Genomic DNA, 11,853 nt, shown 5'->3' on the forward strand with positions numbered 1-11,853 from the left:
GGTCATCGTCAAGATTCATTTCGCAAAACCCCTATCTGCGCGAGCAGGTAGGGGTTTTGTCTTTCTGGCGCCTGGCTGGGGATTGGCGACGGGGCCGGTGCCAGCAACCCCAGGCGGTCGTCTGCTAACACCCTTTACCTATGCAAGCCTTCAGGCCGTGGCTATCATGCCAGCCTTATTCCTGGTCGAGACTGGCATGCTGAAGTTGTTGAATCTCCTCAAGGATGGCCGGTTTCATTCCGGGCAGGCCCTGGGGGAAGCCTTGGGGGTGAGTCGCAGCGCTGTCTGGAAGCAGCTGCAGCACCTGGAAAGCGAATTGAACCTTGTCATTCATAAGGTGCGTGGGCGCGGCTATCAATTGGCCGTGCCCTTGACCCTGCTCGAGTCGCAGCTGATCGCCAACTATTCCGAGGGCGAGCATTGGCCGCTGTTCATCCATGAGACGATCGATTCGACCAACGCCGAGGCGCTGCGTTGCATTGCGCAGGGCCAGCCAGCCCCCTTCGTGGTGTTGGCCGAGCGGCAAAGTGCCGGTCGTGGACGACGTGGTCGACAGTGGGTGAGCCCTTTCGCCGAGAATCTCTACTACAGCCTGGTGTTGCGAGTCGAAGGCGGCATGCGCCAGCTCGAGGGCCTGAGCCTGGTGGTGGGCCTTGCTGTAATGCGCACCCTGCAGGCGTTCGGGGTGGGTGGTGTCGGCCTGAAGTGGCCAAACGACCTGTTGGTCGGAGAGTGCAAGATCGCCGGCATCCTCCTGGAACTTGTGGGAGACCCGGCAGACGTCTGCCATGTGGTACTGGGCATCGGTATCAATGTGAATATGCAGGCCAACGACCAGGTCGACCAGGTATGGACGTCGATGAAGCGTGAGACTGGCATGGCGGTCGATCGCAATCGTCTTGTCGCGTTGCTCAACCAGCAGTTGCAGCATGAGTTGGCGCGTCATCGGCGCTATGGCTTTGCAGCCTTCCAGGAAGAATGGGAGCAGGCCAACCTGTGGCAAGGTCGTAAGGTGTCTCTGATCGCCGGGAATAACCGGGTCGACGGCGTCGTGCTGGGTGTAGATGGGCAAGGCGGCTTGCGCCTTGATGTCGAGGGTGTGGAAAAGAGCTTCAGCGGTGGTGAGCTCAGTTTGAGGTTGCGGGATGATTCTTGAGCTCGATTGCGGTAACAGCTTCATCAAGTGGCGCGTGATCCATGCTTGCGATGCGACGATCGTAGGTGGAGGGATCGTTGATTCCGACCAGGCTCTCCTGGTCGCGGTGTCGGCGCTGCCTTCCCTGCGCTTGGTGGGATGCCGGATGGTGAGTGTGCGCAGCGAGGAAGAAACCGACGCACTCTGTGCGCTGCTTGGGCGAAACTTCGCCGTCCATTCGCAGGTCGCTCAACCAGCGAGGGAGATGGCCGGCGTGCGCAACGGCTACGAAGACTACGAGCGCCTGGGGATGGACCGCTGGCTGGCCGCCCTGGGGGCCTATCACCTCGCGAAGGGCGCCTGCCTGGTCATCGACCTGGGAACGGCTGCAAAGGCTGACTTCGTGGCTGCCGATGGCTTGCACCTGGGTGGCTACATCTGTCCGGGCATGCCGCTGATGCGCAGCCAGCTACGCACTCACACCCGACGGATCCGCTATGACGACGCATCGGCGGAGCGTGCGCTGGCGAGCCTTGCCCCTGGACGCTCCACCGTCGAGGCGGTCGAGCGCGGCTGTGTGCTCATGCTCCAGGGCTTTGCGCGTACGCAGATCGAGCAGGCGCATGCGTTATGGGGCGATGATTTCGCGGTGTTCCTGACCGGGGGGGATGCGCCACTGGTGCGTGAGTCGGCTCCGCAGGCGCGCGTGGTTCCTGACTTGGTCTTCGTCGGCCTGGCAATGGCCTGCCCCTTGGATTGAGGTGTCTATGCGCTGGTTGTTTCTGCTGTTGGTGGTGCTCAACGTTGTCTATTACATCTGGCACCAGCAGGAAGCCCCCTTGAAGGTCAAGGAAGTCGCTCCGTTGTCGTTGTACAAAGGTAACCAGCAGGAAATTCGCCTGCTTCGCGAAACCGGTGTGGCGTCGCCGGCCAGGCGTCGCGACGAATGCCTGGTGATTGGTGGTCTGGCGGCCCAGGAGCAGATCGATGCGTTGCGTCAGCGCTTGTTGAGTCTGGACATTGCGACTGTTCCTGTGTCTGGCCAACTGCCAGGGGCGGACGGTCGCTGGTTGAAGGTCGCGGCGCAAAGCGAGCGTTTGCTGGACCAAGCCGTGCTCGATAGTCTTTCCAAGGATTTCAAAGACTTAAAACATAAAATTATTTTGTGCGAGGGTATTGCAACTGGCGAATAGCTTGATAGAATGGCGCCCGCTTCGCAGGGAACACCACTGAGGTGATGGAACCGGAAGCTGCTGTCAACGTAGCTAACCTCAAGATTTTAAATGAGAAAAAGCTTGACAGCGGGATGGCAAGAGTTGAAAATGCCGCCCACACTTAGGAGGGGTTCCCGAGTGGCCAAAGGGATCAGACTGTAAATCTGACGTCTACGACTTCGAAGGTTCGAATCCTTCCCCCTCCACCAGTTTAGCGAGAGCCGTAAGCTCCGCGGGTATAGTTTAGTGGTAGAACCTCAGCCTTCCAAGCTGATGATGCGGGTTCGATTCCCGCTACCCGCTCCAGGCTTGCTGTTTTCGAAAGAGTTTCGCTCTTGTAGCTCAGTTGGTAGAGCACACCCTTGGTAAGGGTGAGGTCAGCGGTTCAAGTCCGCTCAAGAGCTCCATATAGACAAGGCAGATATGAAAATATCTGCCTTTGTTTTAATGGCGATAGTGACTTGCTTATTTCTTCCGCGGAGGATTGCCTCGATGGCCAAGGAAAAGTTCGAACGTAACAAGCCGCACGTCAACGTCGGCACCATCGGTCACGTTGACCATGGCAAGACGACCCTGACTGCTGCTCTGACCCGCGTCTGCTCCGAAGTCTTCGGTTCGGCCAAGGTCGACTTCGACAAGATCGACTCCGCTCCGGAAGAGAAAGCACGTGGTATCACCATCAACACCGCTCACGTAGAGTACGACTCCAACATTCGTCACTACGCGCACGTTGACTGCCCGGGCCACGCCGACTACGTCAAGAACATGATCACCGGCGCTGCCCAGATGGACGGCGCTATCCTGGTCTGCTCGGCTGCCGATGGTCCGATGCCTCAGACTCGTGAGCACATCCTGCTGTCCCGTCAGGTTGGCGTTCCGTACATCGTTGTCTTCCTGAACAAGGCTGACATGGTTGACGACGCCGAGCTGCTGGAACTGGTCGAGATGGAAGTTCGCGACCTGCTGTCCACCTACGACTTCCCGGGCGACGACACCCCGATCATCATCGGTTCGGCCCTGATGGCGCTGAACGGCGAAGATACCAACGAAATGGGTACCACCGCCGTCAAGAAGCTGGTCGAAACCCTGGACAGCTACATTCCTGAGCCGGTTCGTGCCATCGACCTGCCGTTCCTGATGCCGATCGAAGACGTGTTCTCGATCTCGGGTCGCGGTACCGTTGTAACTGGCCGTGTTGAGCGTGGCATCGTCCGCATCCAGGAAGAAGTCGAGATCGTCGGCCTGCGTCCGACCACCAAGACTACCTGCACTGGCGTTGAAATGTTCCGCAAGCTGCTGGACGAAGGCCGTGCTGGCGAGAACTGCGGCGTTCTGCTGCGTGGCACCAAGCGTGACGAAGTCGAGCGTGGTCAGGTTCTGGCCAAGCCGGGTTCGGTCAAGCCGCACACCAAGTTCACCGCAGAAGTCTACGTCCTGTCGAAGGAAGAAGGCGGCCGTCACACTCCGTTCTTCAAAGGCTACCGTCCTCAGTTCTACTTCCGTACCACTGACGTGACCGGTTCCTGCGAACTGCCGGAAGGCGTCGAGATGGTAATGCCAGGTGACAACATCCAGATGGAAGTCACTCTGATCAAGACCATCGCGATGGAAGAAGGTCTGCGTTTCGCCATCCGTGAAGGCGGTCGTACCGTCGGCGCCGGTGTCGTAGCGAAAATTATTGAATAAGTAGTTGATTTCTCTCGATCAGGCCGGCATAATGGCCGGCCTGATACAGCGTTAAAGGTCAGTAGCTCAATTGGCAGAGCGACGGTCTCCAAAACCGTAGGTTGGGGGTTCGATTCCCTCCTGACCTGCCATTCACCTCGGTGTGATTGGCTTTCTTCTCACAGGATCCTCCCCGATGACTCCCAAGACTGAAGCCCAAGAATCGCGTTTTGATCTGTTCAAGTGGCTGGCTGTTGTTGCATTGGTAGTTGTTGGCGTAGTGGGTAATCAATATTACTCCGCTTCTCCGATTCTGTACCGCGTTCTCGCACTGCTCGCTCTAGCTGCTGTCGCAGGCTTCGTTGCCCTGCAGACTGCAAAGGGCAAGTCGTTCTTTGCGCTGGCGAAGGAAGCTCGTACCGAGATCCGTAAAGTCGTGTGGCCGACCCGCCAGGAAACCACTCAAACCACGCTGATCGTCGTGGTTGTCGTGTTGGTTATGGCGCTGCTGCTGTGGGGGCTCGACTCCCTGCTCGGCTGGTTGGTCTCCTTGATTGTTGGCTAAGGGTGTCCCGTGGCTAAGCGTTGGTACGTTGTGCATGCTTACTCGGGTTACGAGAAGCATGTCATGCGCTCCCTGATCGAGCGCGTCAAGCTGGCTGGCATGGAAGATGAATTCGGCGAGATTCTGGTTCCGACCGAAGAAGTCGTAGAAATGCGTAACGGCCAGAAGCGCAAGAGCGAGCGTAAGTTCTTCCCTGGCTATGTATTGGTCCAGATGGAAATGAACGAAGGGACTTGGCACCTTGTCAAGGATACCCCTCGTGTCATGGGTTTCATTGGTGGTACCGCAGACAAGCCTGCGCCGATCACCGATAAAGAGGCCGAGGCCATCCTGCGTCGCGTAGCCGACGGCAGCGACAAGCCGAAGCCGAAGACGCTGTTCGAGCCGGGTGAAGTGGTTCGCGTCATTGACGGTCCCTTCGCTGACTTCAACGGCAGTGTCGAAGAAGTTAACTACGAAAAGAGCCGGCTCCAGGTGGCAGTGCTCATTTTCGGTCGCTCTACTCCGGTGGAGCTCGAGTTCAGCCAGGTCGAGAAGGTCTAGGCGAACGACGCATCCCATACCCCGCAGCTCCATGTGCTGCGGGGTTTTGTCGTCACTGGGATAAAACGCAAGTCATCCGGGGAGCCATCTGGCGTTCGTACCCGATTTTGGAGTAGCTCATGGCTAAGAAGATTCAGGCTTACATCAAGCTGCAAGTTAAGGCCGGCCAGGCCAACCCAAGCCCACCCGTTGGCCCAGCACTGGGTCAACACGGTGTGAACATCATGGAATTCTGCAAGGCCTTCAACGCCCGTACCCAGGGTCAAGAGCCAGGCCTGCCGACTCCGGTGATCATCACTGTATACAGTGACCGTAGCTTCACTTTCGAAACCAAGAGCACCCCTGCCTCGGTTCTGCTGAAGAAAGCAGCTGGCCTGACCAGCGGTTCGGCTCGCCCGAACACTGTCAAGGTCGGTACCGTGACCCGTGCCCAGCTCGAAGAGATCGCCAAGACCAAGCAGGCTGATCTGACTGCAGCTGACCTGGACGCTGCCGTGCGCACCATCGCCGGCTCCGCCCGCAGCATGGGCCTGAACGTGGAGGGTGTGTAATGGCTAAGCTGACCAAGCGCCAAAAGGCCATTGCTTCGAAAGTCGAAGCTGGCAAGAGCTACAACATCGAAGAGGCCGCTGCCCTGCTGGCTGAACTGTCCGCCGTGAAGTTCACCGAGTCCTTCGACGTCGCTGTCAACCTCGGCGTTGACCCGCGTAAGTCCGACCAGGTCGTTCGCAGCGCCACCGTGCTGCCGCATGGCACTGGCAAGACTGTCCGCGTTGCTGTCTTCACCCAGGGTCCAGCTGCCGAAGCCGCTCTGGCTGCCGGTGCTGACCGTGTAGGTATGGACGACCTGGCTGCCGAAATGAAAGGCGGCGACCTGAACTACGACGTCGTCATCGCTTCCCCGGATGCCATGCGCGTTGTCGGCCAACTGGGCCAGGTTCTGGGTCCTCGTGGCCTGATGCCGAACCCGAAAGTCGGTACCGTGACCCCAGACGTGGCCGGCGCCGTCAAAAACGCCAAGGCCGGCCAGGTTCGCTACCGTACCGACAAGAACGGTATCATCCACACCTCCGTCGGCAAGGTCGGCTTCGAGCCTGTCAAGCTGAAGGAAAACGTTGAAGCCCTGATCGCCGACCTGAAGCGTATCAAGCCGGCTTCCGCGAAAGGTATCTACGTCAAGCGCGTCACCCTGAGCACCACCATGGGCCCAGGTCTGGTCATCGATCAGAGCTCGCTGAACGTGTAACACCATGCCGGCGCGACAGGTTCGCGCCGGCAGCAAGAGATTGGGGTCCCTGCCTGGCGGGGGCTGTCCAAGACCGTAGGCGGCGCAAGCCTTAAACCTCAAGCCTACGCAGATGGTGCTCCCGATTCGTTACCGAATCAGACACCAAAACGACATCCGGCCTCGGTCGGATGAAACGGTAAAAACCAGGAGTAAACCCGTGGCAATTAAACTCGAAGACAAGAAGGCCATCGTCGCTGAAGTCAACGAGGCTGCCAAAGTCGCTCTGTCCGCTGTCGTGGCCGATGCCCGTGGTGTGACTGTAGGCGCAATGACCGGACTCCGTAAAGAGGCCCGCGAAGCTGGCGTTTACGTACGTGTCGTACGTAACACCCTGCTCAAGCGCGCTGTTGAAGGCACCGACTACTCGGTCCTGAACGACGCGTTCAAAGGCCCGACCCTGATCGCTTTCTCCAACGAACACCCGGGCGCTGCCGCTCGTCTGTTCAAGGAGTTCGCCAAGGGTCAGGACAAGTTCGAGATCAAGGCAGCTGCGTTCGAGGGCAAGTTCCTCGCAGCAAACGAGATCGACGTACTGGCAACCCTGCCGACCCGCGACGAGGCCATCGCGCAGCTGATGAGCGTTATTCAAGGCGCTACCAGCAAGCTGGCTCGTACCCTGGCAGCTATTCGCGACCAGAAAGAAGCTGCTGCTGCCTAAGGCGGCGTGAGTACTTTCGAAATCACATGTTTAATTTGATGGCTGCGTAGGCTGTCACCCCAATACAGGAATTCATAGTCATGTCTCTGACTAACGAGCAAATCATCGAAGCGATCGGCCAGAAATCCGTTATGGAAATCGTCGAGCTGATCAAGGCGATGGAAGAAACCTTCGGTGTTACCGCTGCTGCTGCCGTTGCTGCTGCTCCTGCCGCTGGCGGCGCTGCTGCTGCTGAAGAGCAAACCGAGTTCAACGTTGTCCTGGCTTCCGCTGGCGAGAAGAAAGTCAACGTGATCAAGGTCGTTCGTGAAATCACCGGCCTGGGCCTGAAGGAAGCCAAAGAGAAAGTCGACGGCGCTCCGCAGGTTCTGCTGGAAGGCGTTTCGAAAGAAGCCGCTGAAGACGCGAAGAAGAAGCTGGAAGAAGCTGGCGCTGGCGTCGAGCTGAAGTAATCGCGACTTTGCGATCCCAGCCCGAGCGTTGAGCAAACGGCTGATGGCTGGTGGCTTATGCCACCGGCCTTTTTCCGTTATTGGTGGCCGGTCAGATCGGCCCCGATAACGAGCTGCAAACACCCAAGAGGGTGGCGCAAACCATGGGGTTTGCACGATTTTCTGGCTGCTCCCGCCGGGAGAAGCCAAACAAGCAGGTGACCAAGCTGGGGAACGCTGATGGCTTACTCATACACTGAGAAAAAACGTATCCGCAAGGACTTTAGCAAGTTGCCGGACGTCATGGATGTGCCTTACCTCCTGGCCATCCAGCTGGATTCGTACCGCGAATTCCTGCAGGCGGGAGCATCCAAGGATCAGTTCCGCGACGTCGGCCTGCACGCGGCCTTCAAATCGGTATTCCCGATCATCAGCTACTCCGGCAATGCTGCCCTGGAGTACGTCGGCTATCGCCTGGGCGAGCCGGCCTTCGATGTGAAGGAATGTGTCCTTCGTGGCGTGACGTTCGCCGTCCCGCTGCGGGTGAAGGTGCGCCTGATCATCTTCGACAAGGAGTCGTCGAACAAAGCGATCAAGGACATCAAAGAGCAAGAAGTCTACATGGGTGAAATCCCCCTGATGACTGAGAACGGTACCTTCGTTATCAACGGTACCGAGCGTGTGATCGTTTCCCAGCTGCACCGTTCGCCTGGTGTGTTCTTCGACCACGACCGTGGCAAGACCCACAGCTCCGGCAAGCTGCTGTACTCCGCTCGCATCATTCCTTACCGCGGTTCCTGGCTCGACTTCGAGTTCGATCCGAAGGACTGCGTGTTCGTGCGTATCGACCGTCGCCGCAAGCTGCCGGCCTCGGTACTGCTGCGCGCCCTGGGCTACAGCACCGAAGAAATCCTGAACACCTTCTACACCACCAACGTGTTCCACGTTTCCGGTGAGAAGTTGAGCCTGGAGCTGGTGCCGCAGCGTCTGCGTGGCGAAGTCGCGGTCATGGACATCCATGACGGCAACGGCAAGATCATCGTCGAGCAAGGCCGCCGTATCACCGCGCGCCACATCAACCAGCTGGAGAAAGCTGGCGTCAAGGAGCTGGACGTCCCGCTGGAATACGTACTGGGCCGCACCACCGCCAAGGCCATCGTGCATCCGGCCACCGGCGAGATCCTGGCCGAGTGCAACACCGAGATGACCACCGAGCTGATGATCAAGATCGCCAAGGCTCAGGTCGTCCGCATCGAAACCCTGTACACCAACGACATCGATTGCGGTCCGTTCATTTCGGATACCCTGAAGATCGACACCACCAGCAACCAGCTGGAAGCCCTGGTCGAGATCTACCGCATGATGCGTCCGGGCGAGCCGCCAACCAAGGATGCCGCCGAGACCCTGTTCAACAACCTGTTCTTCAGCGCCGAGCGTTACGACCTGTCCGCCGTTGGCCGCATGAAGTTCAACCGTCGTATCGGTCGCACCGAGATCGAAGGTTCTGGCGTGCTGAGCCGGGAAGACATCGTCGACGTGCTCAAGACCCTGGTCGACATCCGTAACGGCAAGGGTATCGTCGATGACATCGACCACCTGGGCAACCGTCGCGTCCGTTGCGTCGGCGAAATGGCCGAGAACCAGTTCCGTGTTGGCCTGGTGCGCGTCGAGCGCGCGGTCAAGGAACGCCTGTCGATGGCCGAAAGCGAAGGCCTGATGCCACAGGACCTGATCAACGCCAAGCCGGTTGCGGCGGCGGTGAAAGAGTTCTTCGGTTCCAGCCAGCTGTCCCAGTTCATGGACCAGAACAACCCGCTTTCCGAGATCACCCACAAGCGCCGCGTCTCCGCGCTCGGCCCAGGTGGTCTGACCCGTGAGCGCGCTGGCTTCGAAGTCCGTGACGTACACCCGACCCACTACGGCCGCGTGTGCCCGATCGAAACGCCTGAAGGTCCGAACATCGGTCTGATCAACTCCCTGGCGGCCTATGCCCGCACCAACCAGTACGGCTTCCTGGAAAGCCCGTACCGCGTGGTGAAGGAAGGCGTCGTCACCGACGAGATCGTGTTCCTGTCGGCGATCGAAGAGGCTGACCACGTCATTGCCCAGGCTTCGGCCGCGATGAACGAGCAGAAGCAACTGATCGACGAACTGGTTGCCGTCCGTCACCTGAACGAATTCACCGTCAAGGCGCCGGAAGACGTCACCCTGATGGACGTTTCGCCGAAGCAGGTCGTTTCCGTCGCTGCCTCGCTGATCCCGTTCCTCGAGCACGACGACGCCAACCGTGCACTGATGGGTTCGAACATGCAGCGTCAGGCCGTGCCGACCCTGCGTGCTGACAAGCCGCTGGTCGGTACCGGCATGGAGCGCAACGTCGCCCGTGACTCCGGTGTCTGCGTCGTGGCCCGCCGTGGTGGCGTGATCGACTCGGTCGACGCCAGCCGTATCGTCGTGCGCGTTGCCGATGACGAGGTCGAGACCGGCGAAGCGGGTGTCGACATCTACAACCTGACCAAGTACACCCGTTCGAACCAGAACACCTGCATCAACCAGCGTCCGCTGGTCAGCAAGGGTGATGTGGTCCAGCGCGGCGACATCATGGCCGACGGTCCGTCCACCGACATGGGTGAGCTGGCCCTGGGCCAGAACATGCGCATCGCGTTCATGGCGTGGAACGGCTTCAACTTCGAGGACTCCATCTGCCTGTCGGAACGTGTGGTCCAGGAAGATCGCTTCACCACCATCCACATCCAGGAACTGACCTGTGTGGCCCGCGACACCAAGCTCGGCCCAGAGGAAATCACTGCGGATATCCCGAATGTCGGTGAAGCGGCGCTGAACAAGCTGGACGAAGCCGGTATCGTCTACGTGGGTGCCGAAGTCGGCGCTGGCGACATCCTGGTCGGCAAGGTCACGCCAAAAGGCGAGACCCAGCTGACGCCGGAAGAGAAACTGCTGCGCGCGATCTTCGGTGAGAAGGCCAGCGACGTGAAGGACACCTCCCTGCGTGTGCCGACCGGCACCAAGGGTACCGTCATCGACGTCCAGGTCTTCACTCGCGATGGCGTCGAGCGTGACAGTCGCGCTCTGGCCATCGAGAAGATGCAGTTGGACGAGATCCGCAAGGACCTCAACGAAGAGTTCCGCATCGTCGAAGGCGCAACCTTCGAGCGTCTGCGTGCAGCCCTGAACGGCCAGGTGGTCGACGGTGGCGCGGGCCTGAAGAAGGGCACCGTGATCACTGACGAAGTGCTGGACGGCCTGGAGCACGGCCAGTGGTTCAAGCTGCGCATGGCCGAAGACGCCCTGAACGAGCAGCTGGAGAAGGCCCAGGCCTACATCGTCGACCGTCGTCGTCTGCTGGACGACAAGTTCGAGGACAAGAAGCGCAAGCTGCAGCAGGGCGATGACCTGGCACCGGGCGTCCTGAAGATCGTCAAGGTCTACCTGGCTATCCGCCGTCGCATCCAGCCGGGTGACAAGATGGCTGGTCGTCACGGTAACAAGGGTGTGGTCTCGGTGATCATGCCGGTCGAGGACATGCCGCATGATGCCAATGGCACTCCGGTCGACGTGGTCCTCAACCCGCTGGGCGTACCTTCGCGTATGAACGTCGGTCAGATCCTCGAAACCCACCTGGGCCTCGCGGCCAAGGGCCTGGGCGAGAAGATCAACCGCATGCTCGAAGAGCAGCGCAAGGCCGCGGAGCTGCGTGGCTTCCTGACCGAGATCTACAACGAGATCGGTGGCCGCCAGGAAAACCTGGACGAGTTCAGCGACCAGGAGATCCTGGAACTGGCGAACAACCTGAAGAAGGGCGTGCCGATGGCTACCCCGGTCTTCGATGGTGCCAAGGAGCGCGAGATCAAGGCCATGCTGAAGCTGGCCGACATGCCTGAGAGCGGCCAGATGGAGCTGTTCGACGGTCGCACCGGCAACAAGTTCGAGCGTCCTGTGACCGTGGGTTACATGTACATGCTCAAGCTGAACCACTTGGTGGACGACAAGATGCACGCGCGTTCCACTGGTTCCTACAGCCTGGTTACCCAGCAACCGCTGGGTGGTAAGGCGCAGTTCGGTGGTCAGCGTTTCGGGGAGATGGAAGTGTGGGCGCTGGAAGCATATGGCGCGGCATACACCCTGCAAGAAATGCTCACAGTGAAGTCGGACGACGTGAACGGCCGTACCAAGATGTACAAGAACATCGTGGATGGCGATCACCGTATGGAGCCGGGCATGCCCGAGTCCTTCAACGTGTTGATCAAAGAGATCCGTTCGCTCGGTATCGATATCGATCTGGAAACCGAATAACACGTGACGCGAAGGGGGGCGGGGCTGCTAGAGCCCGCTC

At 59.4% G+C, this 11,853-nt stretch carries 11 protein-coding genes and 4 tRNA genes; all 15 read left to right on the forward strand.

Annotated features, from left to right (window positions below):
- Positions 1-196: 196 nt before the first annotated feature.
- The gene (gene birA / locus ABFA30_RS02415; RefSeq protein WP_225790952.1) at positions 197-1,156 is read left to right on the forward strand and encodes a bifunctional biotin--[acetyl-CoA-carboxylase] ligase/biotin operon repressor BirA; all 960 of its coding nucleotides are present in this window, start codon (positions 197-199) and stop codon (positions 1,154-1,156) included.
- A complete protein-coding gene (locus tag ABFA30_RS02420) occupies positions 1,146-1,895 on the forward strand; it encodes a pantothenate kinase (protein ID WP_410045117.1) in 750 nt (249 codons plus the stop codon). The genes birA and ABFA30_RS02420 overlap by 11 nt, the downstream gene beginning before the upstream one ends.
- Before the next feature lie 7 nt (positions 1,896-1,902).
- Positions 1,903-2,328, forward strand: a complete 426-nt coding sequence (locus tag ABFA30_RS02425) for a hypothetical protein (protein WP_225790950.1) — start codon at positions 1,903-1,905, stop codon at positions 2,326-2,328.
- 145 nt (positions 2,329-2,473) lie between these two features.
- Positions 2,474-2,558, forward strand: a tRNA-Tyr gene (locus tag ABFA30_RS02430).
- Positions 2,559-2,581: 23 nt separating this feature from the next.
- Positions 2,582-2,655: transfer RNA gene (locus tag ABFA30_RS02435), tRNA-Gly, on the forward strand.
- Between the two features lie 25 nt (positions 2,656-2,680).
- Positions 2,681-2,756, forward strand: a tRNA-Thr gene (locus ABFA30_RS02440).
- Between the two features lie 85 nt (positions 2,757-2,841).
- The gene (gene tuf, locus ABFA30_RS02445; RefSeq protein ID WP_253079911.1) at positions 2,842-4,035 is read left to right on the forward strand and encodes an elongation factor Tu; all 1,194 of its coding nucleotides are present in this window, start codon (positions 2,842-2,844) and stop codon (positions 4,033-4,035) included.
- Between the two features lie 55 nt (positions 4,036-4,090).
- Positions 4,091-4,166, forward strand: a tRNA-Trp gene (locus ABFA30_RS02450).
- A 44-nt stretch (positions 4,167-4,210) separates the two neighbouring features.
- Positions 4,211-4,579 (forward strand): preprotein translocase subunit SecE, encoded by a 369-nt coding sequence (secE, locus tag ABFA30_RS02455; RefSeq protein ID WP_225790915.1) that lies wholly within the window; start codon positions 4,211-4,213, stop codon positions 4,577-4,579.
- A 9-nt stretch (positions 4,580-4,588) separates the two neighbouring features.
- Entirely contained in the window at positions 4,589-5,122 is a 534-nt protein-coding gene (gene nusG, locus ABFA30_RS02460) for a transcription termination/antitermination protein NusG (protein ID WP_011531880.1), read from the forward strand.
- Positions 5,123-5,241: 119 nt separating this feature from the next.
- Entirely contained in the window at positions 5,242-5,673 is a 432-nt protein-coding gene (gene rplK, locus ABFA30_RS02465; RefSeq protein WP_070094635.1) for a 50S ribosomal protein L11, read from the forward strand.
- Positions 5,673-6,368, forward strand: coding sequence for a 50S ribosomal protein L1 (rplA, locus tag ABFA30_RS02470; RefSeq protein ID WP_225790916.1), 696 nt, complete (start codon positions 5,673-5,675; stop codon positions 6,366-6,368). The genes rplK and rplA overlap by 1 nt, the downstream gene beginning before the upstream one ends.
- Positions 6,369-6,567: 199 nt before the next feature.
- Complete coding sequence (gene rplJ, locus ABFA30_RS02475) at positions 6,568-7,068, forward strand: 50S ribosomal protein L10 (protein WP_225790917.1); 501 nt, start codon at positions 6,568-6,570, stop codon at positions 7,066-7,068.
- An 80-nt stretch (positions 7,069-7,148) separates the two neighbouring features.
- Entirely contained in the window at positions 7,149-7,520 is a 372-nt protein-coding gene (rplL, locus tag ABFA30_RS02480) for a 50S ribosomal protein L7/L12 (protein WP_225790918.1), read from the forward strand.
- A 219-nt stretch (positions 7,521-7,739) separates the two neighbouring features.
- On the forward strand, positions 7,740-11,813 hold the full coding sequence (gene rpoB / locus ABFA30_RS02485; RefSeq protein ID WP_225790919.1) for a DNA-directed RNA polymerase subunit beta: 4,074 nt from the start codon (positions 7,740-7,742) through the stop codon (positions 11,811-11,813).
- Positions 11,814-11,853 lie beyond the last annotated feature (40 nt).

It is taken from the genome of Pseudomonas sp. HLMP, assembly GCF_046365545.1.
GTDB lineage: Bacteria > Pseudomonadota > Gammaproteobacteria > Pseudomonadales > Pseudomonadaceae > Aquipseudomonas > Aquipseudomonas guariconensis_B.